Genomic DNA, 26,200 nt, shown 5'->3' on the forward strand with positions numbered 1-26,200 from the left:
CAACCCCCGGGGCCGGCCCGCCCGCCACCGCCACGGCCCGTCCGTCGTGGCGGCGCTGTGCTCCGCGTACCGTAATCCGGCCGCCCCGGGCGGTCGCGTGAGCGCCCGCCGCGGCACGGGGGCGGCACCGTACGGGGGACGGCGCCGGTGGGGTCACCGGCGTGCGGCGGCATGCCCGCCGTATGGCAGAATGGTCAGCTGAGCACTCGGCAGCCGTGCAGGACCCCTCTCTCCTTCGGCTGACGCGTCCGTCGGGCAACCGGCTCCACAACCCCACGTGGTGGTCCGGCCTGCCCAACCACGTCAACTCCAGGAGAACCCACTCCCGTGGCAGTCAAGATCAAGCTGAAGCGTCTGGGCAAGATCCGTTCGCCTCACTACCGCATCGTCGTCGCCGACTCCCGTACCCGCCGTGACGGCCGGGCCATCGAGGAGATCGGTCTGTACCACCCCGTCCAGAACCCGTCGCGCATCGAGGTCAACGCCGAGCGCGTCGCGTACTGGCTGGGTGTCGGCGCGCAGCCGACCGAGCCCGTGCTCGCCATCCTGAAGAAGACCGGCGACTGGCAGAAGTACAAGGGCGAGCCGGCTCCGGCCCCGCTCCTGGTCGCCGAGCCCAAGGCCGACAAGCGCGCCCTCTTCGAGGCCGCCGCCAAGGACGCCGGTGACGAGTCCAAGGGTGAGGCCATCACCCAGAAGGCCAAGAAGTCCGACAAGAAGGACGAGGCCGCCGAGGCGGCTGAGTCGACCGAGGCCTGATCGTGCTCGAGGAGGCCCTCGAACACCTGGTCAAGGGCATCGTCGACAACCCCGACGACGTGCAGGTCGCCGAGCGCACCCTGCGTCGGGGGAAGGTCCTGGAGGTCCGGGTGCACCCCGACGACCTCGGCAAGGTGATCGGCCGCAACGGCCGCACCGCCCGCGCCCTGCGCACGGTCGTGGGCGCGATCGGGGGACGCGGTGTCCGCGTCGACCTCGTCGACGTGGACCACGTCCGCTGAGGTACGCAGCACCGGCACGGGCCGGGGGTGGCACTTGGGCCGCCCTCGGCCCGTGGCCGTATCCGACACGTGAGCACAGGAGCGCGATCAAGTGCAGCTGGTAGTGGGACGCATCGGTCGCGCCCATGGCATCAAGGGCGAGGTCTCGGTGGAGGTGCGCACCGACGAGCCGGAACTGCGGCTCGCCCCGGGCGCCGTGCTCGTCACGGACCCGGCGTCGGCCGGCCCGCTCACCATCGAGACGGGCCGGGTGCACAGCGGCCGGCTGATGGTGCGCTTCGCCGGCGTGAAGGACCGCACCGGTGCGGAGGCGCTGCGCAACGTCCTGCTGATCGCCGACGTCGACCCGGACGAGACGCCGGAGGACCCCGAGGAGTTCTACGACCACCAGCTGGTCGACCTCGACGTGGTCACCGCCGACGGGACCGAGGTCGGCCGGATCAAGGAGATCTCGCACCTGCCGTACCACGACCTGCTGGTCGTCGAACGGCCGGACGGCAGCGAGGTCATGGTGCCCTTCGTCGCCGAGATCGTCCCCGAGATCGACCTGGAGCAGCAGCGCGCGGTCATCACGCCCCCGCCCGGCTTGCTGGACGAGGCCGAGGCGGAGCAGTAGCCCCATGCGCATCGACGTCGTCACGATCTTCCCCGAGTACCTGGAGCCGCTGAACGTCTCCCTGGTCGGCAAGGCCCGGGCACGCGGGCAGCTGGACGTGCGCGTCCACGACCTGCGCCAGTGGACCCACGACCGGCACAACACGGTCGACGACACCCCGTACGGCGGTGGCCCGGGCATGGTCATGAAGCCCGAGCCGTGGGGCGAGGCCCTGGACGCGGTCCTGGAGTCGGGGGAGGGCGACCCCGTGCTGGTGGTCCCCACCCCGAGCGGCCGCCCCTTCACCCAGGAGCTCGCGGTCGAGCTGTCCGGGAAGCCCTGGCTGGTCTTCACCCCGGCCCGGTACGAGGGCATCGACCGGCGGGTCATCGAGGAGTACGGGGAGCGGCTGGACGTCCGCGAGGTCTCCATCGGCGACTACGTCCTGGCCGGCGGCGAGGCCCCGGTGCTGGTGATGGTGGAGGCCGTGGCCCGGCTGCTGCCGGGCGTGCTGGGCAACGCCGAGTCGCACCGCGACGACTCCTTCGCCCCCGGTGCCATGGCCGACCTGCTGGAGGGCCCGGTCTTCACCAAGCCCCCGGTCTGGCGGGACCGGGGAGTGCCGGAGGTGCTGCTCAGCGGCCACCACGGCAAGGTCGCCCGCTGGCGACGCGACGAGGCCTTCCGCCGTACGACGGAGAACCGCCCCGACCTGATCGAGCGCTGCGACCCGGCCGCCCTGGACAAGAAGGACCGCGCGATGCTCGCGGCCCTCGGCTGGGTGCAGGGCGAGGACGGCCGATTTGGGCGACTCCCGGAGTCCGTGGAAGAATAGGCGGCTGCTGCCTCGCGTCCGGTGTGCGCCCCTGCCACAGGGGGACATGACGCCCGTCCGACGCGGAGGCAGTCGGATCACCACCACTACTCCCGCCGATGACCTGTGGCATGGGCGAAGAAAGCAGACGAACATGTCTCACCTGCTCGACTCCGTCGACGCCGCGTCGCTGCGCAGCGACGTCCCGGCCTTCCGCCCCGGTGACACCGTCAACGTCCACGTCCGCGTGATCGAGGGCAACCGCTCCCGTATCCAGCAGTTCAAGGGCGTTGTCATCCGTCGCCAGGGCGCCGGCGTCCGTGAGACCTTCACGGTCCGCAAGGTCTCCTTCAGCGTCGGCGTCGAGCGTACCTTCCCGGTGCACAGCCCGATCTTCGAGAAGATCGAGCTCGTGACCCGCGGTGACGTCCGTCGCGCCAAGCTGTACTACCTCCGTGAGCTGCGCGGCAAGGCCGCGAAGATCAAGGAGAAGCGCGACAACTGAGTCCGCCCGGCATATGCGGGGCCCTATAGGCTCTGCGCCTGATGGACACAGAGGTACACCTCCCGGAGCGCGACCGCGCCGATCCCGCCGAACAGCGGGATGAGCGGTCGCGCTTCGGCGTACGTACACAGCGGTATGCGCTGCTCGCCGTGGCGGCCGCCGCCGTGATCGCGCTGGTCAACGTCTTCGTGGCCCAGCCCTTCGAGATCCCCAGCGGGTCGATGGAGAACACCCTGCGGGCCGGGGACCGCGTGCTGGTCAACAAACTGGCGTACCGTTTCGGCAAGGTGCCCGCCAGAGGCGATGTCGTGGTGTTCGACGGCGAGGGATCGTTCGTGCAGGACTCCGGCGGGACCGACTACGTCAAGCGGGTCATCGGTGTCGGTGGGGACCGGGTGACCTGCTGCGACGAGCGGGGCAGGATCACCGTCAACGGGCGCCCGCTGGACGAGACCTATCTTTACCCCGGGGACACGCCGTCCCGGGTAGCGTTCGACATCGAGGTTCCGAAGGGGAGGCTGTGGGTGATGGGTGACCACCGTGCCGACAGCCGGGATTCCCGTGACCATCTGGGCGACCCCGGAGGGGGCACCGTCCCGGTGGACAAGGTGATCGGCCGGGCCGAGGCGACCTTCTGGCCGCTGGGCCGCCGCCGCTCCCTGGACGGCGCCCATGGGTAGCCGCGGGCGGGCGAACGCCGGCCAGCCGAGCCGTGCCGAGTACCTGGGCGAGGAGCCGGCGGGCCCGCGCAGGGGCGGCGGCCGGGCCGAGCGGCGCAAGCTGGCGCGGAAGGTCAAGCGCAGGCGGCGTCGTTCCGCGGCCAGGGAGATACCCCTGCTCATCGGGGTCGCGCTGCTGATCGCGCTGGTGCTCAAGACCTTCCTGCTGCAGGCCTTCGTCATCCCGTCGGGCTCGATGGAGCAGACGATCAGGATCGGTGACCGCGTCGTCGTCGACAAGCTCACGCCGTGGTTCGGCTCCCGGCCGCAGCGCGGCGACGTGGTGGTCTTCAAGGACCCCGGCAACTGGCTGGAGGGCGAGCAGGCCCAGTCCGGCGAGGACCCGGTGGTCGTGAAGCAGGTCAAGGAGTTCTTCACCTTCATCGGGCTGCTGCCGTCCGCGGACGAGCAGGACCTGATCAAGCGGGTGGTCGCGGTCGGCGGCGACACGGTGAAGTGCTGCGACGCCCAGGGGAAGATCACCGTCAACGGGACCCCGCTGAACGAGCCCTACATCCATCCCGGCAATCCGCCGTCGGAGATCAAGTTCACGGTCAAGGTCCCGCCGAACCGGCTCTTCGTGATGGGTGACCACCGGTCCAACTCCGCGGACTCCCGCTTCCACCTCAAGGACGACGGCGACGGCACCGTGCCGGAGAACCTGGTGGTGGGCAGGGCCTTCGCCGTGGCCTGGCCGATGGGGCACTGGGCGGGGCTGAAGGAACCGGCGACGTACTCCGGCGTCGCCGCGCCGGGGGGTTCGGGCGCGTCTGCCGCGAGGGCGGGCCCGGGAGTGGCAACATCCAACAATCGGCAAGGAATGACCCCGCTCCCGACTCCTGCGGAACTCCCGCTCGTTATGGGGGTGGTGGGCTTGCGCCGCATATGGCGCGGGCGGCAGCGCGCAGCAAGCGGAGTAAGGAGTGGATGTGGGGGACCTGGTGGTCGGCGCAAGGTCCGGACGCGGAGAGCCGGAGGATCGGGACCCCACGTCGGGCGGCTCGGCGGGCGACGGCGAGGCGCCGCTCGGAAAGAAAGGCCCGGACGCGGGCGCGGAAACCTCCGAAGAGGCGAGTGACACGAAGGGCCGTGACGGCGACGCGGGGAAGAAGCAGCAGCAACGTTCGTTCTGGAAGGAACTGCCGCTGCTCATCGTCATCGCGCTCGCGCTGGCCTGGCTGATCAAGACCTTCCTGCTGCAGGCGTTCTCCATCCCCTCGGCGTCGATGGAGAACACCCTCAGGATCGGCGACCGGGTCCTGGTCGACAAGCTCACGCCCTGGTTCGGCTCCGAGCCCGAGCGCGGCGAGGTCGTCGTCTTCCACGATCCGGGCGGCTGGCTCGGCGAGACGGTCCCGGTGGACACCAACCCGGTGACGAACGCGATCCAGAAGGGTCTGAGCTTCGTCGGCCTCATGCCGTCCGCGGAGGAGAAGGACCTGATCAAGCGGGTCATCGCGGTCGGCGGGGACACGGTGGAGTGCAAGGGCACCGGCCCGGTCAAGGTGAACGGCAAGGCGCTGGACGAGCCGTACATCTACCCGGGGAACACCCCCTGCGGCGACCGTCCCTTCGGCCCGATCAAGGTCCCGGACGGCCGCATCTGGGTGATGGGCGACCACCGGCAGGACTCCCTGGACTCCCGCTACCACCAGAACCTGCCGGGCAACGGCACGGTCTCCGTGGACGAGGTCGTCGGCCGCGCGGTCGTCGTGGCCTGGCCGATCAGCAACTGGTCCACCCTCCCCGTGCCCAGCACCTTCGACCAGCCCGGCATCAACGCGGCGGCAGCGGGTCTGCCGGCCGCGGGCGGACTGGCCGGTGCGGTCCCGCTGGTGCTGTGGCGGCGGCGCCGTCTGATCAACCGGACCGGGTGAGAGGGCTGCCCCCGGTCCGTACCGCCGGGTAGGGTGCGGACGCATGAGCACGAGCACACGCACGGGCACGCGGACGGCGACGGGGCGAGCAGGCGAACAGGGCGGCGGGCGGACCGGACGGATAGTCTCCGGTCTGGCCGTCGCCCTCGGCTGCGTGCTCTTCCTGGGAGGTTTCGTCTGGGGTGCGCTGGTCTACCGGCCGTACACCGTCCCCACCGGATCCATGACCCCGACCGTCGACGCGGGCGACAAGATCCTCGCCCAGCGGATCGACGGCTCCGAGGTGCGGCGCGGGGACATCGTGGTCTTCACCGACCCGCTGTGGGGCGACGTCCCCATGGTGAAGCGGGTCGTGGCGGTCGGCGGTGACAAGGTGGCCTGCTGCGACAAGCAGGGGCGGCTCACGGTCGACGGCAAGCCGGTCGACGAGCCGTTCCGGCTCGACCCCGAGGGCCCGGCGTCGCCGACCTCCTTCTCGGCCACCGTGCCCCGGGGCAACCTGTTCATGATGGGCGACAACCGGGCCACGTCCGAGGACTCCCGCTTCCGCCTCGGCGACGCCGACAACGGCTCCGTGCCGCGCAGCACGGTGTCCGCGCGGGTCGACGGTGTGGTGTGGCCGCTCGGCCGCGCGGGCATGGTCGACCGGACCGGCGCGTTCGCCGCCCTGCCGGGCGACGGGCCCTCCGGCCCCGGCCCGCTGCGCACGGTGGGCGTGGCGCTCGCGGCCGGCGTGGTCCTGATCTTCGCTGGTGCGGCCTACGGCCCGGTCGCGGACCGGGCCCGGCGGCGGAGGGCGGCGCGATAACGATGCGACGGCGCGCGGCCCGGCTCGTCCTCCTGGACCCCTCCGACCGGATCCTGCTGCTCCACGGGTACGAGCCGGACGACCCGTCCGTCACCTGGTGGTTCACCCCGGGTGGCGGCGTCGAGGAGGGCGAGAGCCTGGACGTCGCGGCGCGCCGCGAACTGGCGGAGGAGACCGGGATCACCACGGCCCTGCTCGGGCCGGTGCTGTGGGAGCGCTCGTGCGCCTTCGACTTCGACGGCCGGCGCTGGGAGCAGGACGAGTGGTACTACCTGGCCCGCACCGACGACGTCCGGGTGCACACGGCCGGTCTGACCGAGCTGGAGCGGCGCAGCGTCGACGGCCTGCGATGGTGGACCTGTGAGGAACTGCTGGCCTCGCATGAGACGGTGTACCCGACCAGGCTCGCCGAGCTGCTGCGCGCATTGCTCGACGAAGGTCCCCCATTGTCCCCGATTCACCTGGGGACGGAGCGTGACTGACGCACAATGGGGGGACGTACGGCTGAAGGGGAACATGCCATGAGCGCCGAGGACCTCGAGAAGTACGAGACCGAGATGGAGCTGAAGCTCTACAGGGAGTACCGGGATGTCGTCGGCCTGTTCAAGTACGTGATCGAGACGGAGCGTCGTTTCTACCTCACCAACGACTACGAGATGCAGGTGCACTCGGTCCAGGGCGAGGTGTTCTTCGAGGTCTCCATGGCCGACGCGTGGGTGTGGGACATGTACCGGCCGGCGCGCTTCGTGAAGCAGGTGCGCGTGCTGACGTTCAAGGACGTGAACATCGAGGAGCTGAACAAGGCCGACCTCGACCTACCCTCGGACGACTCCGGCTTCAACGGCTGAGCCGGCCGGGGCCGGCGGGTTGTCCACAGGCCCCGATCAAGATCATCTCGCGGACGCCACCTCCCTCACAGTGAGTGACGGAGGTGGTACCGATGAATGCCCGAGGAGCTTTCGGACGCTACGGCGAGGAACTGGCGGCACGGTCTCTGACCGAGGCCGGGATGACCGTGCTGGAGCGGAACTGGCGGTGCAGGCACCGCGAACGGCACGGCGAGATCGACATCGTGGCGGCGGACGGCGACGCGCTCGTGGTGTGCGAGGTGAAGTCGCGCGCGGAGTCCTGCGGTGAGCATCCGATGGCAGCCGTCACCCCGCGCAAGGCGGAGCGGCTGCGGCTGCTCGCCGAATGCTGGCTCGCCGACCACGGCGGACCGCCCCCGGGCGGGGTGCGGATCGACGTGGTCGGCGTGGTGCTGCCGCCCCGGGGCGCCGCCCGCGTCGAGCACGTGCGGGGGGTGGAGTGATGGGCTTCGCCCGGACGTGTTCGGTGGCGCTGCTGGGTGTGGAGGGCGTCGTCGTCGAGGTCCAGGCGGACCTGGAGGCGGGAGTGGCCGCGTTCACGCTGGTGGGGCTGCCGGACAAGAGCCTGAGCGAGAGCCGCGACCGGGTCCGCGCCGCCATCGTGAACAGTGGCGAGACCTGGCCGCAGAAGAAGCTCACGGTCGGCCTCAGCCCGGCCTCCGTCCCCAAGAGTGGCAGCGGCTTCGACCTGGCGGTCGCGTGCGCCGTCCTCGCCGCGAACGACCGCGTCGCCCCGCGCGACATCGCCGACCTGATGATGATCGGCGAGCTCGGCCTCGACGGCCGGGTCCGCCCGGTCCGCGGGGTGCTGCCCGCGGTCCTCGCCGCCGCCGACGCCGGATACCGCCACGTCGTGGTGCCCGAGCGCACGGTCGCCGAGGCCTCGCTCGTACCGGGGGTCTCCGTGCTCGGGGTCCGCAGCCTGCGGCAGCTGATCGCACTGCTCAACGACGAGCTCGCCCCGGAGGAGGACGAGGAGCCCGCCGACGGGAGGCCCGACCCGATGCTGGCCGGCCTGACCCTGCCGGGCGCCGGCCACGGCACGGGGCTCGCCGACACCGGCACCCCGGATCTGGCCGAGGTCGCGGGACAGGGCACCGCCAGGACCGCCCTGGAGGTCGCCGCCGCCGGCGGTCACCACATCTATCTGAAGGGCCCGCCGGGCGCGGGCAAGACGATGCTGGCCGAGCGGCTGCCCGGGCTGCTGCCGCCGCTCACCCGGCAGGAGGCGGTGGAGGTCACCGCCGTGCACTCGGTCGCCGGGATGCTGCCGCCGGGCCGGCACATGGTGGACCAGCCGCCGTACTGCGCGCCGCACCACTCGGCGACCATGCAGTCCCTGGTCGGCGGCGGAAACGGGCTGCCACGGCCGGGTGCCGTCTCGCTCTCTCACAAAGGTGTGCTTTTTCTGGACGAAGCACCCGAATTCCATGGTCAGGCCCTCGACGCGCTGCGCCAGCCCCTGGAGTCCGGCCATGTGGTGATCGCCAGGGCGGCCGGAGTCGTCCGCCTTCCCGCGCGGTTCCTGCTCGTCCTCGCCGCCAACCCCTGCCCCTGCGGGCGGTACGGCTCACCCGGCGGTATGTGCGACTGCACGCCGAGCATGATCCGCCGTTACCAGGGGCGGCTCTCCGGGCCCCTCCTGGACAGGGTCGACCTGCGGGTCGAGGTGGAAGCCGTCAGCCGCTCCGAGCTGATCGGGGGTGCCGGCTCCGCGGAGTCCACCGCGGTGGTCGCCACGCGGGTGCGGGAGGCCCGCGAGCGCGCCGCCGCCCGGTACGCGGACACGCCGTGGCGGCTCAACAGCGAGGTCCCCGGCCATGAGTTGCGCACCCGCTGGGCGATGTCGCCCGGGGTCCTGCGCTCCGCGGAGCGGGACATGGAGCGCGGGCTCCTCACCGCGCGGGGACTCGACCGGGTCCTGCGCGTGGCCTGGACGGTCGCCGACCTCGCGGGCCGTGACCGGCCAGACGGCGTCGACATGGAGCGCGCCCTGGAGCTGCGCACCGGTGTGCGCCGCGGCATGGCGGCGACGGGGGCCGCGCGATGACGCAGATGCCACCCGGCATGGACGGGGACGCCGGGCCGGACCTGGAGGAGGAGCCGCCACCGACGCCCGAGGAGCGTCTGGCCCGCGCCGCCGTGACGCGGATCGCCGATCCCGGCGACGCCCTCGTCGGCGCCTGGCTGCGGGAGCTCGGCCCCGTCGAGACCGTACGGGCCCTCACCGCCGGTGAGGAGCTGCCCGGGGCGGGCGAGCAGCGGGCGGCCGGATACGCCCTGCGGGCCCGCCGGACCCGGCCGGAGCGGGATCTGGCGGCGGCCCGGGCCATGCGGGCCCGCTTCGTGTGCCCCGGTGACCCGGACTGGCCGCGGCAGCTCGACGACCTGGGCGGCGAGCGCCCGTACGGACTGTGGGTGCGCGGCGGCGCCTCGCTGCGGATGTGGGCGCTGCGGTCGGTCGCCGTCGTCGGTGCCCGCGCCTGCACCGACTACGGCTCCCACATGGCGGCGTCCCTCGGAGCCGACCTGGCGGAGGCCGGCTGGGTCACCGTCTCCGGGGCCGCCTACGGCGTCGACGGCGCCGCGCACCGGGGAGCGCTGTCCGCGACGGGGGCGACCGTGGGGGTCGTCGCCTCCGGAGTGGACGTGCCGTATCCGCCGGGTCATGCCGAGTTGATCGGACGCATCGCCGAACAGGGGCTGCTCATCGGTGAATTGCCACCCGGATCGCATCCCACCCGCAGCCGCTTCGTGCTCCGCAACCGTGTGATCGCCGCGCTCACCCGGGGCACCGTCGTCATCGAGGCCCAGTACCGCAGCGGCTCCCTGATCACCGCCCGCCGGGCCCGCAAGCTGGGCCGTTTCGTCATGGGCGTACCGGGACCCTGCACCTCGGCGCTGTCCCAGGGGGTCCACGAGCTGCTGCGCGCGGACGGGGTCCTGGTCACCGGCGCCGCCGACGTCATCGAACTCGTCGGCCGCATCGGCGAGGACCTCGCCCCCGAGCGTCGCGGGCCGGTCCTGCCGCGGGATCTGCTCCCGCCCGCAGCAGCCCGGGTCCTGGAGGCCCTGCCGGCCCGGGGCGGGGCCGGCGTAGCGGAACTCGCGGTCGCCGCCGCGAGCACCCCCGACGACACCCTCGCCAGGCTCCATGAGCTGCACGCCCTCGGTTTCGTCGAACGGGACGGCCCGCGCTGGAAGTTGCCGCAAGGCCGCGAGGCGGCTCCCACGGCTCCCACGGCGGAGGGGGGCCGCCAAGCCGACACGCTCTCCCGGTGAACACACCATCAGGTGACAGGACGGTTCTTGACCTGGGACCCCCTGGATGGCGAGGTTATGGGGACGCCCGAACGTCGCCCTGAGCGACGGTATGGTCACGCTACGCTCAAGGAGGTTCGAGTCCCGCCCGTCCCTCAGGTCACGCAGAACGGCTCAGATCGACGCATGCACCGGCACACTCCCGGGCACGAAGGCAGCACGGCGGCGACCGCCGTCACCGGAAACCCCCGGCCGCCCGCCCCCACCTCGCTCGACGCGCTGTGGCGGACCTACAAGTCCACGGGGGACGCACGCCTGCGCGAGCAGCTGATCCTGCACTACTCACCCCTGGTGAAGTACGTCGCGGGACGTGTGAGCGTCGGCCTGCCCGCCAACGTGGAACAGGCGGACTTCGTCTCCTCCGGGGTCTTCGGGCTCATCGACGCCATCGAGAAGTTCGACCCCGAGCGCGCGATCAAGTTCGAGACCTACGCGATCACCAGGATCCGCGGGGCCATGATCGACGAGCTGCGTGCCCTGGACTGGATCCCGCGCTCGGTGCGCCAGAAGGCCCGCGCCGTGGAGCGCGCCTACGCCACCCTCGAGGCCTCCCTGCGGCGGACCCCGAGCGAGTCCGAGGTCGCCGCCGAGATGGGCATCGCCCTGGAGGAGCTGCACGGCGTCTTCAGCCAGCTCTCCCTGGCCAACGTCGTCGCCCTGGAGGAACTGCTCCACGCGGGCACCGACGGCGGCGACCGGCTCACCCTGGTCGACACCCTGGAGGACACCGGCGCCGACAACCCCGTCGAGGTCGCCGAGGACCGCGAGCTGCGCCGCCTGCTGGCCCGCGCCGTCAACACGCTGCCCGAGCGCGAGAAGACCGTGGTCACCCTGTACTACTACGAGGGGCTCACCCTCGCGGAGATCGGCCAGGTGCTGGGGGTCACCGAGAGCAGGGTCAGCCAGATCCACACCAAATCCGTTCTGCAATTGCGCGCGAAACTGGCCGACGTCGGCCGTTGACGCCGCTTTGCCGACGGGTGGGCCCGACGGCCGCGCCGCTTCCGTACAGTGGTGAGGTGCCCAAGATTCGAGCGGCCTCGGTGGCCGAGCACCGGTCGATGCAGCGCGACGCCCTGCTGGACGCCGCGCGCAGTCTGCTCTCCGAAGGCGGGACGGAGACACTGACCTTCCCTGCCCTGGCGGAGCGCACCGGGCTCGCCCGGTCCTCCGTCTACGAGTACTTCCGCTCCCGGGCCGCAGTCGTCGAGGAGCTGTGCGCCGTCGACTTCCCCGTCTGGGCGGCCGAGGTCGAGGCGGCCATGGAGGCCGCCCCCACCGCCGAAGCCAAGATCGAGGCGTACGTCCGCAGCCAGCTCACGCTCGTCGGTGACCGCCGGCACCGGGCCGTGGTCGCGATCTCCGCGGGCGAACTCGACTCGGGCGCCCGTGAGAAGATCCGCGCCGCCCACGGCGGTCTGGTCGCCATGGTCGTCGAGGCGCTCGCCGCGCTCGGCCACCATGAGCCGAGGCTCACCGCGATGCTGCTCCAGGGCATCGTCGACTCCGCGGTCCGCCGGATCGAGCTCGGCGCCGCCGAGGAGCCGGACGCCATCGCCGATGCGGCCGTCACCATGGCCCTGCGCGGCGTCCTGGGCTGACCGGCGGGACCTTCCCGACCGCCTCGATCGCTCCGACCGTCGTTCCGGCCACCCCTTCCGGCAAGGGCACCCCGAAGACCGGCAGGAGTCGTGACGGCCCGCCGCGCAGCATCGCGTCCGGCAGCAGCGACAGCGGGTCGAGGTAGACCTCCCCGCGCAGCAGCCCCCAGTGCAGGCAGCCGCCGGGGCAGTGCCACGGGCCTTCCGTGAGCACCCCCACCTCCTGCCCCGCCCCGACCTCGTCGCCCACCGCGACCGAGGCCCGCACCGGCTGGTACGTGATGCGCAGCCCGCCGGCGAGCTCGATCGCCACGACCCCGCGCCCCGCCACCTGACCGGCGTACGACACCCTGCCGGGCGCTGCCGCGCGCACCGGTGCGCCGGGCCCCGCGCGCAGGTCCACCCCACGGTGCCCCGCCGCCCACGGCACCGCCGGCGGATCGAACCCCCGCTCCACGACCGGTCGCCGGCCCCCGCCGGACGGATCCACCGGCCAGGCCCGGTCCGCGCCCCCGCCGGCCGGGACGACCGGCGTCCGGGCGGCGACCCCCACCGGGTGCACGAGCCCCCCGAGCCACGTCAGTACCGCCAACACCACCACCGCGTATGTCCTCATGGTCCAACGGTGACGTGTTCCGCCGTCGCCGGATGATCATGGAAGCGGCCTGTGGACAACCCCGTACGGCCCCCGCCCCCAGGCACGATGTCGCCCGCCGCTCCGGCGGTCCCGTACACTTTCCATGGCGATCCGGGTCACCGGGTCGACTTCGCACGCCCCGCCACCGCCCTACAGCGAGCGGTGGACGCGCTCCTCGGTCCCTCGTGGCACGGCGCGTTCGGGGCGTCAGGCGCGGCCGCCGTCCGGCGACCGCGAAAACCGAGTACCCCTAGGAGTACGGCCATGGCCGTCGTCACGATGCGGGAGCTGCTGGAGAGCGGCGTCCACTTCGGGCACCAGACCCGCCGCTGGAACCCGAAGATGAAGCGCTTCATCTTCACCGAGCGCAACGGCATCTACATCATCGACCTGCTCCAGTCGCTGTCGTACATCGACCGCGCCTACGAGTTCGTCAAGGAGACCGTCGCACACGGCGGCACCATCCTCTTCGTCGGTACGAAGAAGCAGGCCCAGGAGGCCATCGCCGAGCAGGCGACCCGTGTCGGCATGCCCTACGTGAACCAGCGCTGGCTGGGCGGCATGCTCACCAACTTCTCGACCGTCTACAAGCGCCTGCAGCGCCTGAAGGAGCTCGAGGAGATCGACTTCGAGGACGTGGCCGCCTCCGGCCTCACCAAGAAGGAGCTCCTGGTCCTCTCCCGTGAGAAGGAGAAGCTGGAGAAGACCCTGGGCGGCATCCGCGAGATGCAGAAGGTGCCGAGCGCCGTCTGGATCGTGGACACCAAGAAGGAGCACATCGCCGTCGGTGAGGCGCGCAAGCTCCGCATCCCGGTGGTCGCGATCCTCGACACCAACTGCGACCCCGACGAGGTCGACTACAAGATCCCGGGCAACGACGACGCGATCCGCTCCGTCACCCTGCTGACCCGTGTGATCGCCGATGCCGTCGCCGAGGGCCTCATCGCCCGCTCCGGTGCCGCCACCGCCGGTGACAAGGCCGAGGGCGAGCCGCTGGCCGCCTGGGAGCGCGAGCTGCTCGAGGGCGACAAGGCGAAGGCCGAGGAGACCGCCGCCGAGGCTGCTCCGGCTGCCGAGTCCGCTGAGGCGCCCGCCGCGGAGGCCGCTCCGGCCGAGACCGCCGCCGAGGAGACCGCAGCCGAGGCTGCTCCGGCCGCCGAGACCGCCGAGGCGCCCGCCGCCGACGCCGAGCAGGCCTGAGCCTCAGCCCGCCTTCCGATGCGTGTGAGGACGGCGGGGGCTCCGGCCCCCGCCGTTCGTCCGTAGAACCACCGCTCACCGGATCCACCGACTTCCGAGAAGAGACTGACAGACCATGGCGAACTTCACCGCCGCCGACGTCAAGAAGCTCCGCGAGCTGACCGCCGCGGGCATGATGGACTGCAAGAAGGCGCTCGAGGAGGCCGAGGGCGACCTGGACAAGGCCGTCGAGATCCTCCGCGTCAAGGGCCAGAAGGGCGTCACCAAGCGCGAGGGCCGCTCCGCCTCCAACGGCGCCGTCGTGTCCCTGATCGCCGGTGACAACAGCGAGGGTGTCCTCGTCGAGCTCAAGTGCGAGACCGACTTCGTCGCCAAGGGCGACAAGTTCATCGCCGCCGCCGACGCCCTCGCGGCCCACGTCGCCGCCAGCAAGCCGGCCGACCTGGAGACGCTGCTCGCCTCCGAGATCAAGGACGGCCAGACCGTCCAGGCCTTCGTCGACGAGGCCAACGCCACCCTCGGCGAGAAGATCGTCCTGGACCGCTTCGCCCTGTTCACCGACGGCTACGTCGCCTCCTACCTGCACCGCACCAGCCCGGACCTGCCCCCGCAGGTCGGTGTCCTGGTCGAGCTGGACAAGGCCGACGCCCAGGTCGCCAAGGACGTCGCGCAGCACATCGCCGCCTTCGCCCCCACCTTCCTGTCCCGCGAGGAGGTGCCGGCCGAGACCGTCGAGAACGAGCGTCGCGTCGCCGAGGCCACCGCCCGCGAGGAGGGCAAGCCCGAGGCCGCCCTGACGAAGATCGTCGAGGGTCGCGTCAACGGCTTCTTCAAGGAGAACGTCGTTCTCGAGCAGGCCTTCGCCAAGGACAACAAGAAGACCGTCCAGAAGGTCCTGGACGAGGCCGGCGTCTCGCTGAAGCGCTTCGCCCGCTTCCGCGTCGGCGTCTGAGCGACCACCGCGCAAGCGATTGACCGACGGCCCCGCTAGGGTCGTACGCAGCCGGCCGCTCACCGGCGGGCCGCAGTTGTGACGAGGAGGCCATTGCCCACAGGGAACCATCACGGACCCTCGGCAATGGCCTTCTTCGTACGTGTACGAGGAGATCTCCATGGAACAGGACGCCGACAAGGCACCCACCGCCACCGGCAGCACGCACAAGGGCCGGTACCTGCTCAAGCTCTCCGGCGAGGCCTTCGCCGGCGGAGGGGGACTCGGAGTCGACCCCGACGTCGTGCACACGATGGCCCGCGAGATCGCCGCCGTCGTCCGCGACGGCTACGAGATCGCCGTGGTCATCGGCGGGGGCAACTTCTTCCGCGGCGCCCAGCTCCAGCAGCGCGGCATGGACCGTGCCCGCTCCGACTACATGGGCATGCTCGGCACGGTCATGAACTGCCTCGCCCTCCAGGACTTCCTGGAGAAGGAGGGCATCCAGTCGCGGGTGCAGACGGCGATCACCATGGGCCAGGTCGCCGAGCCCTACATCCCGTTGCGCGCCGTGCGCCACCTGGAGAAGGGCCGCGTGGTGATCTTCGGCGCCGGTATGGGCATGCCGTACTTCTCCACCGACACCACCGCCGCGCAGCGCGCCCTGGAGATCCACGCCGAGGCGCTGCTGATGGGCAAGAACGGGGTCGACGGGGTCTACGACGCCGACCCCCGCTCGAACCCCGACGCGGTGATGTTCGACGCCCTGGAGTACGCCGACGTCATCGCCCGCGACCTGCGCGTCGCGGACCTGACGGCGATCACGCTGTGCCAGGACAACAAGCTCCCGATCCTCGTCTTCGAGCTGCTCGCGGAGGGCAACATCGCGCGGGCCGTGAAGGGTGAGAAGATCGGCACGCTCGTCAACGACACGGGTGCCCGCTGACGGACGGCGCCGGCCGCAACCCGGCCTGCGATCCGCCCGGAACGGGGATGGACAAGACGCTGCCGGTCGGACACCGTGCAGGAAAGACGCGCGCAAGGGCCGAGGCTCTGCCTTCTGAATACCAGGAGCACATGGTGATTGAAGAGACCCTCCTCGAAGCCGAGGAGAAGATGGAGAAGGCCGTCGTCGTCGCCAAGGAGGACTTCGCCGCGATCCGCACCGGCCGCGCCCACCCGGCGATGTTCAACAAGATCGTGGCGGACTACTACGGCGCCCCGACCCCGATCAACCAGCTCGCCTCCTTCGCGGTGCCCGAGGCACGGATGGCCGTGATCACCCCGTTCGACAACTCGGCGCTGCGCAACATCGAGCAGGCGATCCGGGACTCGGACCTGGGTGTCAACCCGACCAACGACGGCCGTATCATCCGGGTGGTCTTCCCGCAGCTCACCGAGGAGCGGCGCAAGGAGTACATCAAGGTCGCCCGCGGCAAGGCGGAGGACGCGCGGATCTCGATCCGCAGCGTGCGCCGCAAGGCCAAGGAGACCCTCGACAAGCTCGTCAAGGACGGCGAGACGGGCGAGGACGAGGTGCGCCGCGCGGAGAAGGAGCTCGACGACACGACCCACAAGTACGTGGCGCAGGTCGACGAGCTGCTCAAGCACAAGGAAGCCGAGCTGCTGGAGGTCTGATCCGGCACACCGCCGGACCGGATCCTCGGCTCCGCAGGCCCGCGGCTGAGCGACCCATCCACCCGACCACCCATCCGACCGACCCGGACCGGACGAAAACGCGAGGCGAAACTCCGTGAACGACTCTTCTTGGGGGCCCTCGCCACATGCCGGTTCCTGGGGAGGCGAGGATGAAGGGGCCACCCGGATGGGCGGCCCCTTGTTCCGCGACGACGCCCCCGAACCGGAGCGGCACTCCGCCCGGCCCGACCGTTCCGTGCCGCAGCCCTCGGCAGCGGGTGGGAACGGCGGCCGGGCGAAGAAGAGCGCGGGGCGCAACCTGCGCGCCGCGATAGGGGTGGGTGTCGGCCTCGGGGTCGTCATCATCGCCTCGCTCTTCATCGTCAAGGCCGTCTTCGTGGGCGTCGTCGCCGCGGCGGTCGTGGTGGGCCTGTGGGAGCTCACCTCGCGCCTGGCCGAACGCAAGGAGATCCGGGCTCCCTTGGTGCCGCTCGCCGTCGGCGGCGCCGCCATGGTCGTCGCGGGCTACGTGCGCGGTGCCGAGGGCGCGTGGGTGGCGATGGCGCTCACCGCGCTCGCCGTACTGGTGTGGCGCATGACCGAGCCTCCGGAGAACTACCTCCGCGACGTCACGGCGGGCGTGTTCGCCGCCTTCTACGTGCCGTTCCTGGCCACGTTCGTGGTGATGATGCTCGCGGCGGGCGACGGCCCGTGGCGGGTCTTCGTCTTCCTGCTGCTCACGGTGATCAGCGACACCGGTGCCTACGCCGTCGGTTGGCGCTTCGGCACGCACAAGCTCGCTCCCCGCATCAGCCCCGGCAAGACCCGTGAGGGCCTGGTCGGCGCGATCACCTTCGCCATGGCGGCGGGCGCCCTGTCCATGCAGTTCCTGATCGACGACGGCCGGTGGTGGCAGGGTCTGCTGCTGGGCCTCGCGGTGGCCGCCAGCGCGACCCTCGGTGACCTCGGCGAGTCCATGATCAAGCGGGACCTCGGCATCAAGGACATGGGCAAGCTGCTGCCCGGCCACGGCGGCATCATGGACCGCCTCGACTCGCTGCTGCCGACCGCCCCCGTGGTGTGGCTGCTGCTGGTCGTCTTCGTCGGCTCGGGCTGATCCCCGGCAGCCGGCCGTCAGCAGCTCAGCCCGGCTGCGGCCCCGTCGCCACGGGCCGGGCCTGGTCGGCGCTCCACTCGCTCCACGAGCCGACGTACAGCGCGGCGTCGATCCCCGCGACGGCCAGGGCCAGCACCTGCTGCGCGGCCGAGACCCCCGAACCGCAGTACACGCCGACCCTGCCGCCGTCCGCCGTGACCCCCAGGGCGGCGAAACGGGCGGCCAGTTCGCGGGCGGAACGCAAGGTGCCGTCGGCGGTGACGTTCCCGGACGTCGGAGCCGACACGGCCCCCGGGATGTGACCGCCCACCGGATCCAGCGGCTCGACCTCGCCCCGGTAGCGCTCGGCCGCCCGTGCGTCCAGCAGCACCCCCGTACGGGCCAGCGCCGCAGCGTCGTCGGCGCTCAGCACCGGCAGCGCGCCCGGTACGGCCTCGAAGTCGCCGGGCTCCGGTGCGGTGGCCCGTGTGGTCAGTCCGCCGCCGGCGGCCGTCCAGGCGGGCAGTCCGCCGTCCAGCACGTGTACGTCGTCGTGGCCCGCCCAGCGCAGCGTCCACCAGGTCCGTGCGGCGGCCCAGCCCTGGCCGCCGTCGTGGACGACGACCCGGCTGCCCCTGCGCACCCCGGCCCGCCGCATCGCGGCTGCGAACACCCCGGCATCCGGCAGCGGATGCCGGCCGGCCGGGCCCGCCGGTCCGACGATTTCCGCCTCCAGGTCGACGTACACCGCGCCCGCGATGTGGCCCGCCTCGTACGCCGCGCGCCCGGACAAGCCTCCGCGCTCGTAGCGAACGTCCAGGAGCACGGGGGCGGTACCGTCGCGCAGGGTGGTGGCGAGCTCCGCGGCGCTGATGATCGTGTTCACCGGCCCATCCTGGCGCAGCCCGGCCGAGCCGGGAAGCCGGCCGTGCGGGCGGCAGCCTGCCGCTGAGCGGCCCACGGCCGACACCCCTCCCTGACCTGCGCCGTCGCCGCTCGTCGTGACGGCGGTCGCAGGGTGCGGTGGCCCGTGACGCTGGTCGGCGGTCGGTCCGCCGCTTACACTCGAACGTGTGTACGAGCTTCCTCCGGATCCGCAGCGCCTGCGGGTGATACGCCTCTATCTGCAGATGCAGATCGCCGCAGTCGACGCCAAGATCCAGGAGGCGGAATCCGGTTCCCTGGTCGTGGCCGGGGCGGAGGCCGGAGATGACGCCGTTCCGCGGACTCGGGGCGGGAAGCGCGGTCGCATCTCCGCCTGGCGGCTGCAGAGCGTGCCCGATCCGCGCGGCGGTGCGGGCCGGGGCGTCCTCCATCGCGACGACTGCCGCGTACCCGGAGGCGGGCGGCTGAACCGGCAGGAGTTCGAGGTCGCCCTCGGCATGCCGGACGTCGCGCCGTGCGAGATCTGCCACCCGGAATCGGAACGCACCCCGTGAGGTCCAGGACCGCGTCCCGCGTCCCGCGTGGCCCTGCGTGACGGACAGTCAAGTCACCGCGCGGCATCCGCCCGGGCCGGTCCGGCGCCCGGAACCGCTCGGAGCAGGGGGGCGCCCGGGCTGTGGCGGAATCCACAGTTCCGGCAACGGCAGTGTCACACCCGGCGCGCACACTGTGTACGTGCCGTCGCTCCAGAGGGGAGGCCGTCGGCGCGTGCGCGTGTCCAGGGCGGGGAGAGCGGGGGAAGTGATGAGCGGTCACCGGACGGTGGAACAGATCCTCGGTGAGCGGTGGGAGGAGTACGCCCAGGAGGCACTCGCCGAGGCGGGGCAGGATTATCCGGGCCGGGCGATGGTCGTCGAGGTCTTCGGCGAACCCGAGCCGTTCGAGGAACTGATCGCGCCCTTCGGGCCCCGGTGGCCGGGGTCGGCGGCGCCCCCCGTCGGCCCTCGGACCGATCCCGACGAGCTGGCCGCCGAGGTCCTCGCCGAGCTGGTGGACGACGAGGAGGTAAGCGAGGACGACCCGTGGGGCGTCGTGCAGCGGGTGTCCCGCAGTACGGACGTGCCCTCCCTCGCCGACGAGCGCGGGCTGCCGGACCTGTGGTCGTCTGACGTCGAGGAGATGTGCACGGTGCTGCGGTCGTGGGAGGACCGCTTCGGCATACGCCTGCTGGCGCTCAACCGTGAACGTCTGGTCGTCTCGGTGGCCGCGCCGCCGACCAGCATGGCCGAGGCGCTTGCCGTGGCGGCGGAGCACTTCGCCTTCTCGCCGGACACCATCACCCAGGCAGGTGAGCACGACACCCTGCGTACCTTCGCGGCCCACGAGCTCCTGGGCAAGCAGATGTGGAGCTTCTGGTGGGACTGACCGGGCCGGCCCGGCGCTCTCGCGACCGCGTGCCCTCCCCGGGTGCCGGGCGGGAGGGCACGCGACGGTGAGGGCGGGTCAGCTCGCCTCGGTCTGCGGGCACGTGCGCGGGATCGGCCGGGAGGAGTGGGGGTGCGCCGGGCGGAGGGGCTGGAAGTAGTGCGTGAGGGCCCAGAGGCCGATGCGGGCTCCCGCGAGGCAGCCTTCGGTGTCCGCCGTCCGGGTGTGGATGCCGGCCCACACACGGGCGTCGATCATGTCCTGGTTGAACTGAACGGCGTCGTCGTAGTGCCGTGTGGTGCCCGTGGCGTCGGACGGGAAGGTGAGGTCGATGCGGGTCGTGCCGAAGAGCCCCGTCAGGGTCTGGGCCACGGCGCCGGCGACCGCGGCGTGCCCGCTGATGTGGTCGGGGTGCGGTGGCGTGAAGAGCAGCGGCTGCCACTGCGGATCCGGCTCGGTCGCCGGGTTGCCGTCGGTGCCGGCCAGTTGGACGGCCGTGATCGGCCGCCAGGATCCGTAGTGGAGCTTGGCGTCCCACGCGGTGATGACGGCGTCGGTCGCGGCGGAGTTCGCCGCGGCGAACAGCCGGGCGGTGTCGGCGATGTCCAGGCGGTGGCGGGCGCTGTGGTCGCGGAACGCGGCTTGGAGCTGCACGGTCAGGTTGCCCCCGAAGAACAGGGCGGTCTCGGTCTGCAGCGCGGTGCGGGGCGAGCCCGTCCGCGCGCCCATGGTCCTCACCTCGTTCACGTCCCGGGCGTAGCGGGCCGAGGTCAGGGCGGGCGGCGGCCCGGGCCGGAACTGGGACGGTGAGGCGAGCAGCAGCGGGCGCAGCCGGGCGAGCCAGGTGTCGATGAACGGGAGGTTCCCGGGCGGTGTGGGCCGCCAGACGCCCGGCGCCGGCGGGGTGGTGAACTCCACCGTCGCGAACCGGCCGTCGCCTTGCCGTAGTTGGATGGCACGGTCGGCGGCTCGCGCCCCGAAGGCCACGCCCTGCCGTTTGGCGTTGCCGTCGGGGATCCTGGCGAGGGAATCGGCGTACGCGGTGTCGAGCAGCGTGCGGGACGCTGGGAAGTCGGAGAGCAGGACGTGGTGTGCGGCGGTCACGGCCGCCGCCTCCGGCGACGCGCCGGCGGGCCCGCGGGCGTGCCACTTGTAGGGTGCGTAGCGGCCCTCGATGCCGACCACGGCGTTGTAGACGGCGACCGAGACGAAGCCGTGCCAGACGACGGCCTGCCCCGAGGGCCGGGTCGGGCCCAGGCTGGTGCCGATGACGTCCGTGGCGATGGCGTTCCACTCACGTATCGCGGCCGGATCGGCCGCGGGCTCCCGGTCCTTGCCCGCGGCCTGGGCCGGGACGAGGGCGGCGGCCGACACCGCGGTGGCGGCGAGGGCCGCGGACACGACCATGCCGGTGAGCCGTCCGTACCACCGCGAGTGCCGCCCGGAGGGCGGAGCGGTCCTGTCTGCAGGACTCATGGGGAGACTCCTCGTCGACATCGGGCCCGAGCCGGACCGGAGGGAATTCCGTTCCGGTTCGGGCCACATCGACGTGGTTCCTACCCATGGCCGGGGGTGACGGCAGCCTGGCCTGTCAGGTGCGCGGCCGGTTCCCGTCCTCCGCCTCACAGGCGGGTCCCACCCGGGGCTGACGGCCCCTCGTACGACCGGCCACGCCGGCGCCCGTCGTTCGGCGGGCGCACACTGCGACGGACCGTCGACCCGGGCCGGTCAGGGGATGGCGACCGGGGGCGGCTGGAATGTGCCCAGCAGCGGGCTCCAGGCAGTGCAGACCGGCAGGTCATCGGTGATGGTGCAGCGGCTCTCCGCCACGTCGCCGCGGAAGGTGATGACCTTGACCGACAGTTCCGATTCCGAGGAGGTGCTCACGCTCGCGCCGCACACCCCGGTGCCGGGGTACCCGGGGAGCCAGCTGAGGTCCCGCCAGGTGTAGGTGCCGCCCACCGGGACGGTGTCGCGCTGGCCGACGAACGTCCGGCCGCGGATCACGGCGACGGAGAAGTCGCGGTCGGTCGTGTTGTCCACGCTGGTGGAGTCGATGTCACACCCCGAGAGCCTGCCGGGCCCGGGGCGGGGGGCCGGGAAGGGTCCGCGACCGGGGCCGAGGAGGGGCTCGGTGTCGAGGAGGGAACCGGAGCCGAGGAGAGGGCCGAGGAGAGGGCCGAGTCCGGGACCGGGTCCGGGACCGGGACCGGGGTCGGGGTCTCCGTCGGGGTACGGGTAGTCGTCGTACGGGTCGGGCCACGGGAAGCTCGACGCCGGTGCCCCAGGCGTGGCCGCGTCGTTCGTGTCGGCGGCTTGAGCCGTCGTCAGGGAGACCGCGGATATCGCGGTGGCGATCAGGGCCGCCGGCACCACCGTGCCGACGAGCCGTCCGAACCGTCGAAGGGACCGCCTGGAGGGCGGAGGGGTCCTGTCTGCAGGACGCATGGAGACACTCCTCGTCGATCTCTGGCCGGCACCGAACCGGAGGGCCTTCCGGCACGGCTCGGGCCCCTGTCGACGAGATCCGTACCCGCGTCCACCGGCGTCCGGCGCCAAGGTCATCCCAGTGGCGCAGCCCGTTCCCGGCCGCCGAGTCGCGCTCACCCGATCGACGCCCTGCGCCTGGACAGACCCTGACCCTCCGTGAGCCGTGCAGCACTGGCCAACGTTCGCGGGGTGCGGACGGCCCGGGGAGCCTCAAGGTGCAGGCTGGGAAGCATTCATGACATACATATGGAAAACGGGTGCGGCCCGGAAGGATCCCGAGCGAGGACGAGGTGGCTGAGGTGGCGGAAGCCCCGACGGACGAGTCGGCCGGCGAGAGGTCGGTCGAGGAGGGGGGATATCGGCAGGAACTGAAACGTACCCTCGGCTCCTTCCAGGTCTTCGCGATCTCGTTCGCGTTCATCTCCGTGGCCGTCGGCATCTTCTCCACCTACGACGACGTGCTGCAGAACGCGGGCCCCGTCGGCATCTGGCTGTGGATCCTCGTCGCGGTCGGGCAGTCCCTGGTGGCCCTGGTGGTGGCTCAGCTCGCGGGACGCATCGCCCTCAGCGGCTCCTCGTACCAGTGGGCCTCACGGCTGGCGAACCCGAAGGTGGGGTGGGGATTCGGCTGGCTGACGTTCTGCTACCTGGCGATCGCCGTGGTCGCCATCGACAACGCCCTCGCGAGCCAGGCCTTCATGCCGCTCGCCGGCATGAGGCCGGACGAGGACACGGCCCGCGTCATCACGCTCGTGGTGCTGCTCGTCCAGGCCGTGCTCGCGGTGGCCTCCACCCGCCTCGTCAGCCTGGTCAACAGCGCTGCGGTCGGGCTGGAGCTGGCACTCGTCGTGGTGATGGCGGTCGCGCTCGTCATCGCCGCGGCGGTCACGGGGAATGGCGCGGTCGGCAACCTCACCTCGCGAGGCATCACCGAGGGCGCCCCGCACTACTTCACCGTCGGCGGCGGGCTCATGATCGCGATGATCATGGGCCTCGCCACGCTCGTCGGCTTCGACTCCGCGGCGAACCTCGCCGAGGAGGCCAAGGACCCCTACCGGAGCGTCCCCCGAGCGATCGTCGGTTCGGTCGTGGCCGCGGGGCTGCTGGGCATGCTCTTCCTGATCACGCTCACCGTGGCCATCGAGGACGTCCCGCGGATCAGCCGCGACGGCTCCCCGGTCGCCACGATCATGCGGGACCAGCTCGGCCCGGTGACGGAACGGACGCTGCTGGTCGCGATCACCTTCGCCTTCTTCGGCGCGGGGATGGTGGTGATGGTGGCGTGCTCGCGGATCATCTTCGCGATGTCGCGCGACGGGCGCTTCCCCGCGCACCGGATCATGCGACGGGTCAACCCGCGCACGCACACCCCGATCCCGGCCACCGTGCTCATCCTCGCCATGGGGGTCGTCCTGATGGTGGCGCTCCCCGGCGCCGCACTGCTGGAGCTCATCACGGCGTCGACGATCCTCCCGGCGCTCATCTACGGTTCGACGATCGTCCTCTACCTGGCGGTACGCCGACGCCTGGGCCGCCGCAAGGGCGCCTTCGACCTGGGACGCCTCGAGCTGCCCGTCGCCCTCACCGCCCTGGCGTGGACGGTCGTCGCGCTCATCGCCCTGGTGACACCGCAGGAGGCGCTGGTGCCCCTGGTGATCGTGGTGGGCCTGCTCGTCGTCGGCGGGCTGTTCTTCCTCGGCATGCTGGTCTTCGACCGCCGGTCCCTGGAGGCCGAGCCCGGCGGGGTCGACGTCTTCAAGCACTGAGCTGCCGCGAACGGGCGGCCTGGGCCGCAGACGTCACGATCACGGAACCAGCGGTCAGGCTTCCCTCGCTCAGCACCAGCTCCACCCAGGCCACGGACATGCGGTCCAGGAACGGGACCCACCCCTCGTGCGACTCCACCACCACGGGCGGATCGTCCTGCTCGACCCGGTCCAGTGGGATGCCCCATGACGCGCAGTCCTGGTTCTCGACGCGGAAGACGAGGACGCCGCCGAAGCCGTCGTCCACATGGAGGCCCATCGGCGGGACCAGCGGATCCTGCTGCTTGGGGGAGGGAATCGACCGGTGCTTGTCAGCGGAGCCTGCGCATTGACGAATCAGCTGACGATCCCCGACTTTACCGGGAATTCCGGCGGCCAGGGCTTGGACAGGTCGTACAAGGACTCCCGGTCGCTCATCAGCGCGTACTCCGCTTCGCGCCAGCCCGGGTTGCCCCCAACGACAAAGCTTCCTCCGTCAGGGTCCAGCATCCAGGTGTACTCGGCGTCCGAGGACTCCAGCCCGTGCCGCTCCTTCAATACGGCGAAGTCAACAGGACTGGCGCGCCGAATGTGGATCCCTTTACGGTAGTAGGGCTGAAGGAGCATCAATCTCACATGCCCAATGTAGACCTCGATATGCGATGTGGTCCGGTCGATCAACGTTGCGTCACTCTGCAGGAAGAGCTGCCGGTGTGACGGGTTGAACCCAGCGAGCCGGAACAGCCTCCCCGTGCGAATGAAATCGGTCATGGCTGAAATCCTTCCAGGAAAATCCGATACGTCAGCGTCGGCACCACCCTGCCCCGCCCCGCTACGCAACGGCAGGGATGAACAAAGGCCCTGGTGAGCGCAGGTCACTCGGCGGACAATGGCCGCATGACGCTGACAATTTGGGTCGATGACTGGCAGATCCAGTGCTGCGGGCAGGACTTCGCGCCAGGAGATGTTGTCTCGTGGAAGTTGCTGGAGGTCGATCCGGAGGACTACGCAGACGTCGTCGGTGGCGAACGTGCAACTGGGATCGACTTCCGCGAGGAGCATCACGGCCGGGGGGAGGAGCACGCGCCCACCTCGTTGGAGGCGCTGACGATCGCCGAGGTGCACTGCCGTTACGAGGTCCCCCCACGCGGCACGGCCAACGAGTACTACCCGGTGCCGGGCACAACCGTACTGGTTCCTGTCAGGAAAGCGGACGGGTGGGCGGAGGTCCGGCCAGACGTGCAATTCGCGGGCTACTTGGTGACCGCCCGGCGCGTCACAGATGTGTCGGAAGACGCCTCATTGACCGAGCCGGCCAGAGCCGCGGACCAGAAGGAGGTGGTGTCGCGGACACCGAACAGGGACCCGAAGGCAACGTAGGAGCGCCCGTTGTAGAGATGCGCGAGGTCGATGGCCCTGAACCAGCTGCGGTCCGTCCTCCCGGAGTTGGGGCGCGTTCGACGCTGGTCGTCTCGGTCGCGTCGGCAGCCGGGGTTTCCTGGCGTTCGAGGGCGGGACTTGGGGAGTGCGCGAGGAGGGTGCCGCCAAGGAAGGCCAGTGCGGGCCAGCCCGCCAGGAGAATGCTCAGCCAGTCCGGCACGTGCTCCAGGTCGAGGAGTCCAGCGGTAGCGATGTTGGCACCGAGTGAGGCGGTCAGGGCGATGGCGAACCAGAACCACGCGGCCCGGACCGGCTCCCCACTGGGACGAAGGGTGCGTAGCTTGCGCCAGGCGGCGACCAGGAGCAGATCCACGGAGACGGGGTAGGCCCCAGGCTTTCCAGCCGTCTTGTCCGGCTGCGGCAGCGAGGTCATGCAGATGGGCGTCTGAGCTCCTGACAGCCTTGGAGCGTGGACTGCGGTGCCCGCACATCTCGGACCACATCTTCTGGGACTTCGACCCTGCGCTGACCGCGGAGCAGGTCGTCGACCGAGCCATGACGTACAGGCCCCCTGCTCTCTGAAGCCTGTCGGAGCTCGGTTGAGGCTTGCGCCGGGTCATGCTTGACGACTGCCGACAATGGCAAGACCCCACGGCTGGCTCG

31 protein-coding genes and 1 pseudogene are annotated in these 26,200 nt (G+C 71.4%); 25 read left to right on the plus strand and 7 right to left on the minus strand.

Annotation, left to right across the window (positions count from 1 at the left end):
* Nucleotides 1-327 precede the first annotated feature (327 nt).
* The 16 genes from rpsP (at nt 328) to ACFV3E_RS17900 (ending at nt 12,110) form a co-directional block, all read left to right on the plus strand.
* Complete coding sequence (gene rpsP / locus ACFV3E_RS17825) at nt 328-759, plus strand: 30S ribosomal protein S16 (protein WP_500366011.1); 432 nt, start codon at nt 328-330, stop codon at nt 757-759.
* Between the two features lie 2 nt (nt 760-761).
* Nucleotides 762-1,001 (plus strand): RNA-binding protein, encoded by a 240-nt coding sequence (locus tag ACFV3E_RS17830; protein ID WP_450395265.1) that lies wholly within the window; start codon nt 762-764, stop codon nt 999-1,001.
* Between the two features lie 91 nt (nt 1,002-1,092).
* Nucleotides 1,093-1,617 (plus strand): ribosome maturation factor RimM, encoded by a 525-nt coding sequence (gene rimM, locus ACFV3E_RS17835; RefSeq protein WP_500535478.1) that lies wholly within the window; start codon nt 1,093-1,095, stop codon nt 1,615-1,617.
* Nucleotides 1,618-1,621: 4 nt separating this feature from the next.
* Nucleotides 1,622-2,431: a tRNA (guanosine(37)-N1)-methyltransferase TrmD gene (trmD, locus tag ACFV3E_RS17840; protein WP_500535479.1), complete on the plus strand. Its 810-nt coding sequence runs from the start codon at nt 1,622-1,624 to the stop codon at nt 2,429-2,431.
* 133 nt (nt 2,432-2,564) lie between these two features.
* Entirely contained in the window at nt 2,565-2,915 is a 351-nt protein-coding gene (rplS, locus tag ACFV3E_RS17845) for a 50S ribosomal protein L19 (protein WP_105869103.1), read from the plus strand.
* 41 nt (nt 2,916-2,956) lie between these two features.
* Nucleotides 2,957-3,595 carry a signal peptidase I gene (gene lepB / locus ACFV3E_RS17850; RefSeq protein WP_500535480.1) on the plus strand — a complete coding sequence of 213 codons (639 nt, stop codon included), beginning with the start codon at nt 2,957-2,959 and terminating at the stop codon, nt 3,593-3,595.
* Nucleotides 3,588-4,712 carry a signal peptidase I gene (gene lepB / locus ACFV3E_RS17855; protein ID WP_500535481.1) on the plus strand — a complete coding sequence of 375 codons (1,125 nt, stop codon included), beginning with the start codon at nt 3,588-3,590 and terminating at the stop codon, nt 4,710-4,712. Before lepB (ACFV3E_RS17850) ends, lepB (ACFV3E_RS17855) begins: the two co-directional genes overlap by 8 nt.
* Nucleotides 4,713-4,773: 61 nt before the next feature.
* On the plus strand, nt 4,774-5,511 hold the full coding sequence (lepB, locus tag ACFV3E_RS17860; RefSeq protein WP_500535565.1) for a signal peptidase I: 738 nt from the start codon (nt 4,774-4,776) through the stop codon (nt 5,509-5,511).
* Nucleotides 5,512-5,554: 43 nt separating this feature from the next.
* The gene (gene lepB, locus ACFV3E_RS17865) at nt 5,555-6,319 is read left to right on the plus strand and encodes a signal peptidase I (protein WP_500535482.1); all 765 of its coding nucleotides are present in this window, start codon (nt 5,555-5,557) and stop codon (nt 6,317-6,319) included.
* Nucleotides 6,320-6,321: 2 nt separating this feature from the next.
* Complete coding sequence (locus tag ACFV3E_RS17870; RefSeq protein ID WP_500535483.1) at nt 6,322-6,801, plus strand: NUDIX hydrolase; 480 nt, start codon at nt 6,322-6,324, stop codon at nt 6,799-6,801.
* 39 nt (nt 6,802-6,840) lie between these two features.
* Nucleotides 6,841-7,167, plus strand: coding sequence for a DUF2469 domain-containing protein (locus ACFV3E_RS17875; RefSeq protein WP_018562949.1), 327 nt, complete (start codon nt 6,841-6,843; stop codon nt 7,165-7,167).
* A gap of 92 nt (nt 7,168-7,259) precedes the next feature.
* Nucleotides 7,260-7,631, plus strand: a complete 372-nt coding sequence (locus tag ACFV3E_RS17880) for a YraN family protein (protein ID WP_499514232.1) — start codon at nt 7,260-7,262, stop codon at nt 7,629-7,631.
* The gene (locus ACFV3E_RS17885; protein ID WP_500535484.1) at nt 7,631-9,238 is read left to right on the plus strand and encodes a YifB family Mg chelatase-like AAA ATPase; all 1,608 of its coding nucleotides are present in this window, start codon (nt 7,631-7,633) and stop codon (nt 9,236-9,238) included. The genes ACFV3E_RS17880 and ACFV3E_RS17885 overlap by 1 nt, the downstream gene beginning before the upstream one ends.
* Nucleotides 9,235-10,470 (plus strand): DNA-processing protein DprA, encoded by a 1,236-nt coding sequence (gene dprA / locus ACFV3E_RS17890; protein WP_500535485.1) that lies wholly within the window; start codon nt 9,235-9,237, stop codon nt 10,468-10,470. Before ACFV3E_RS17885 ends, dprA begins: the two co-directional genes overlap by 4 nt.
* A 165-nt stretch (nt 10,471-10,635) precedes the next feature.
* On the plus strand, nt 10,636-11,472 hold the full coding sequence (whiG, locus tag ACFV3E_RS17895; protein WP_499514235.1) for an RNA polymerase sigma factor WhiG: 837 nt from the start codon (nt 10,636-10,638) through the stop codon (nt 11,470-11,472).
* A gap of 80 nt (nt 11,473-11,552) precedes the next feature.
* Nucleotides 11,553-12,110: a TetR/AcrR family transcriptional regulator gene (locus tag ACFV3E_RS17900; protein WP_500535566.1), complete on the plus strand. Its 558-nt coding sequence runs from the start codon at nt 11,553-11,555 to the stop codon at nt 12,108-12,110.
* On the opposite strand, the gene ACFV3E_RS17905 is transcribed toward ACFV3E_RS17900, so the two are convergent.
* On the minus strand, nt 12,079-12,726 hold the full coding sequence (locus ACFV3E_RS17905; RefSeq protein WP_500535486.1) for a murein hydrolase activator EnvC family protein: 648 nt from the start codon (nt 12,724-12,726) through the stop codon (nt 12,079-12,081). The two genes, ACFV3E_RS17900 and ACFV3E_RS17905, sit on opposite strands and share 32 nt — an antisense overlap.
* A gap of 285 nt (nt 12,727-13,011) precedes the next feature.
* On the opposite strand from ACFV3E_RS17905, the gene rpsB reads away from it, so the two are divergent.
* The 5 genes from rpsB to ACFV3E_RS17930 all read left to right on the plus strand — a co-directional run bounded on the left by rpsB (nt 13,012) and on the right by ACFV3E_RS17930 (nt 17,633).
* The gene (rpsB, locus tag ACFV3E_RS17910) at nt 13,012-13,947 is read left to right on the plus strand and encodes a 30S ribosomal protein S2 (protein ID WP_500535487.1); all 936 of its coding nucleotides are present in this window, start codon (nt 13,012-13,014) and stop codon (nt 13,945-13,947) included.
* A gap of 115 nt (nt 13,948-14,062) precedes the next feature.
* Nucleotides 14,063-14,899: a translation elongation factor Ts gene (tsf, locus tag ACFV3E_RS17915; protein ID WP_500535488.1), complete on the plus strand. Its 837-nt coding sequence runs from the start codon at nt 14,063-14,065 to the stop codon at nt 14,897-14,899.
* A gap of 160 nt (nt 14,900-15,059) precedes the next feature.
* A complete protein-coding gene (pyrH, locus tag ACFV3E_RS17920) occupies nt 15,060-15,824 on the plus strand; it encodes a UMP kinase (protein WP_500365994.1) in 765 nt (254 codons plus the stop codon).
* A 134-nt stretch (nt 15,825-15,958) separates the two neighbouring features.
* Nucleotides 15,959-16,516 (plus strand): ribosome recycling factor, encoded by a 558-nt coding sequence (gene frr / locus ACFV3E_RS17925; RefSeq protein ID WP_319140848.1) that lies wholly within the window; start codon nt 15,959-15,961, stop codon nt 16,514-16,516.
* A 115-nt stretch (nt 16,517-16,631) separates the two neighbouring features.
* On the plus strand, nt 16,632-17,633 hold the full coding sequence (locus ACFV3E_RS17930) for a phosphatidate cytidylyltransferase (RefSeq protein ID WP_500365992.1): 1,002 nt from the start codon (nt 16,632-16,634) through the stop codon (nt 17,631-17,633).
* Nucleotides 17,634-17,658: 25 nt separating this feature from the next.
* Here ACFV3E_RS17930 and ACFV3E_RS17935 read toward each other — a convergent pair whose 3' ends face one another.
* Nucleotides 17,659-18,498: a sulfurtransferase gene (locus ACFV3E_RS17935; RefSeq protein ID WP_500535489.1), complete on the minus strand. Its 840-nt coding sequence runs from the start codon at nt 18,496-18,498 to the stop codon at nt 17,659-17,661.
* Nucleotides 18,499-18,685: 187 nt separating this feature from the next.
* On the opposite strand from ACFV3E_RS17935, the gene ACFV3E_RS17940 reads away from it, so the two are divergent.
* Both ACFV3E_RS17940 and ACFV3E_RS17945 read left to right on the plus strand, forming a co-directional pair.
* Nucleotides 18,686-19,051: a DUF6233 domain-containing protein gene (locus tag ACFV3E_RS17940; RefSeq protein WP_500535490.1), complete on the plus strand. Its 366-nt coding sequence runs from the start codon at nt 18,686-18,688 to the stop codon at nt 19,049-19,051.
* A 250-nt stretch (nt 19,052-19,301) separates the two neighbouring features.
* The gene (locus tag ACFV3E_RS17945; RefSeq protein WP_500535491.1) at nt 19,302-19,922 is read left to right on the plus strand and encodes a DUF4253 domain-containing protein; all 621 of its coding nucleotides are present in this window, start codon (nt 19,302-19,304) and stop codon (nt 19,920-19,922) included.
* Between the two features lie 78 nt (nt 19,923-20,000).
* Here the strand turns inward: ACFV3E_RS17945 and ACFV3E_RS17950 are convergent, their stop codons facing one another.
* Together ACFV3E_RS17950 and ACFV3E_RS17955 are read right to left on the minus strand one after the other, a co-directional pair.
* On the minus strand, nt 20,001-21,398 hold the full coding sequence (locus ACFV3E_RS17950) for a vanadium-dependent haloperoxidase (RefSeq protein WP_500535492.1): 1,398 nt from the start codon (nt 21,396-21,398) through the stop codon (nt 20,001-20,003).
* A 252-nt stretch (nt 21,399-21,650) separates the two neighbouring features.
* Nucleotides 21,651-22,370: a hypothetical protein gene (locus tag ACFV3E_RS17955; RefSeq protein ID WP_500535493.1), complete on the minus strand. Its 720-nt coding sequence runs from the start codon at nt 22,368-22,370 to the stop codon at nt 21,651-21,653.
* A 341-nt stretch (nt 22,371-22,711) separates the two neighbouring features.
* Between ACFV3E_RS17955 and ACFV3E_RS17960 the strand changes: the two genes are divergently transcribed.
* The gene (locus ACFV3E_RS17960; protein ID WP_500535494.1) at nt 22,712-24,178 is read left to right on the plus strand and encodes an APC family permease; all 1,467 of its coding nucleotides are present in this window, start codon (nt 22,712-22,714) and stop codon (nt 24,176-24,178) included.
* Here ACFV3E_RS17960 and ACFV3E_RS17965 read toward each other — a convergent pair.
* Both ACFV3E_RS17965 and ACFV3E_RS17970 read right to left on the minus strand, forming a co-directional pair.
* Nucleotides 24,168-24,437: a hypothetical protein gene (locus ACFV3E_RS17965; protein ID WP_500535495.1), complete on the minus strand. Its 270-nt coding sequence runs from the start codon at nt 24,435-24,437 to the stop codon at nt 24,168-24,170. The two genes, ACFV3E_RS17960 and ACFV3E_RS17965, sit on opposite strands and share 11 nt — an antisense overlap.
* A 77-nt stretch (nt 24,438-24,514) precedes the next feature.
* The gene (locus tag ACFV3E_RS17970; RefSeq protein WP_500535496.1) at nt 24,515-24,928 is read right to left on the minus strand and encodes a hypothetical protein; all 414 of its coding nucleotides are present in this window, start codon (nt 24,926-24,928) and stop codon (nt 24,515-24,517) included.
* 126 nt (nt 24,929-25,054) lie between these two features.
* Here ACFV3E_RS17970 and ACFV3E_RS17975 point away from each other — a divergent pair, with 126 nt between their 5' ends.
* The gene (locus ACFV3E_RS17975; RefSeq protein ID WP_500535497.1) at nt 25,055-25,537 is read left to right on the plus strand and encodes a DUF6578 domain-containing protein; all 483 of its coding nucleotides are present in this window, start codon (nt 25,055-25,057) and stop codon (nt 25,535-25,537) included.
* Here ACFV3E_RS17975 and ACFV3E_RS17980 read toward each other — a convergent pair.
* Nucleotides 25,434-26,040 (minus strand): annotated as a pseudogene (locus ACFV3E_RS17980) (DUF2637 domain-containing protein). The gene ACFV3E_RS17975 and the pseudogene ACFV3E_RS17980 sit on opposite strands and share 104 nt — an antisense overlap.
* Nucleotides 26,041-26,200 lie beyond the last annotated feature (160 nt).

The organism is Streptomyces sp. NPDC059718 (genome assembly GCF_042733315.1).
Taxonomy (GTDB): Bacteria; Actinomycetota; Actinomycetes; order Streptomycetales; family Streptomycetaceae; genus Actinacidiphila.

Excerpts from the sequence above, each read along its gene's own strand:
- rplS (WP_105869103.1), top strand. The coding sequence starts at position 2,565 with ATGTCTCACCTGCTCGACTCCGTCGACGCCGCGTCGCTGCGCAGCGAC.
- rpsB (WP_500535487.1), top strand. The coding sequence starts at position 13,012 with ATGGCCGTCGTCACGATGCGGGAGCTGCTGGAGAGCGGCGTCCACTTC.
- lepB (WP_500535480.1), top strand. The coding sequence starts at position 2,957 with ATGGACACAGAGGTACACCTCCCGGAGCGCGACCGCGCCGATCCCGCC.
- ACFV3E_RS17875 (WP_018562949.1), top strand. The coding sequence starts at position 6,841 with ATGAGCGCCGAGGACCTCGAGAAGTACGAGACCGAGATGGAGCTGAAG.
- ACFV3E_RS17970 (WP_500535496.1), bottom strand. The coding sequence starts at position 24,928 with ATGACCGATTTCATTCGCACGGGGAGGCTGTTCCGGCTCGCTGGGTTC.
- ACFV3E_RS17945 (WP_500535491.1), top strand. The coding sequence starts at position 19,302 with ATGAGCGGTCACCGGACGGTGGAACAGATCCTCGGTGAGCGGTGGGAG.
- lepB (WP_500535482.1), top strand. The coding sequence starts at position 5,555 with ATGAGCACGAGCACACGCACGGGCACGCGGACGGCGACGGGGCGAGCA.
- ACFV3E_RS17965 (WP_500535495.1), bottom strand. The coding sequence starts at position 24,437 with ATGGGCCTCCATGTGGACGACGGCTTCGGCGGCGTCCTCGTCTTCCGC.
- ACFV3E_RS17880 (WP_499514232.1), top strand. The coding sequence starts at position 7,260 with ATGAATGCCCGAGGAGCTTTCGGACGCTACGGCGAGGAACTGGCGGCA.
- tsf (WP_500535488.1), top strand. The coding sequence starts at position 14,063 with ATGGCGAACTTCACCGCCGCCGACGTCAAGAAGCTCCGCGAGCTGACC.
- trmD (WP_500535479.1), top strand. The coding sequence starts at position 1,622 with ATGCGCATCGACGTCGTCACGATCTTCCCCGAGTACCTGGAGCCGCTG.
- lepB (WP_500535481.1), top strand. The coding sequence starts at position 3,588 with ATGGGTAGCCGCGGGCGGGCGAACGCCGGCCAGCCGAGCCGTGCCGAG.
- ACFV3E_RS17870 (WP_500535483.1), top strand. The coding sequence starts at position 6,322 with ATGCGACGGCGCGCGGCCCGGCTCGTCCTCCTGGACCCCTCCGACCGG.
- dprA (WP_500535485.1), top strand. The coding sequence starts at position 9,235 with ATGACGCAGATGCCACCCGGCATGGACGGGGACGCCGGGCCGGACCTG.
- ACFV3E_RS17885 (WP_500535484.1), top strand. The coding sequence starts at position 7,631 with ATGGGCTTCGCCCGGACGTGTTCGGTGGCGCTGCTGGGTGTGGAGGGC.
- whiG (WP_499514235.1), top strand. The coding sequence starts at position 10,636 with ATGCACCGGCACACTCCCGGGCACGAAGGCAGCACGGCGGCGACCGCC.
- pyrH (WP_500365994.1), top strand. The coding sequence starts at position 15,060 with ATGGAACAGGACGCCGACAAGGCACCCACCGCCACCGGCAGCACGCAC.
- ACFV3E_RS17905 (WP_500535486.1), bottom strand. The coding sequence starts at position 12,726 with ATGAGGACATACGCGGTGGTGGTGTTGGCGGTACTGACGTGGCTCGGG.
- ACFV3E_RS17955 (WP_500535493.1), bottom strand. The coding sequence starts at position 22,370 with ATGCGTCCTGCAGACAGGACCCCTCCGCCCTCCAGGCGGTCCCTTCGA.
- ACFV3E_RS17950 (WP_500535492.1), bottom strand. The coding sequence starts at position 21,398 with ATGAGTCCTGCAGACAGGACCGCTCCGCCCTCCGGGCGGCACTCGCGG.
- ACFV3E_RS17975 (WP_500535497.1), top strand. The coding sequence starts at position 25,055 with ATGACGCTGACAATTTGGGTCGATGACTGGCAGATCCAGTGCTGCGGG.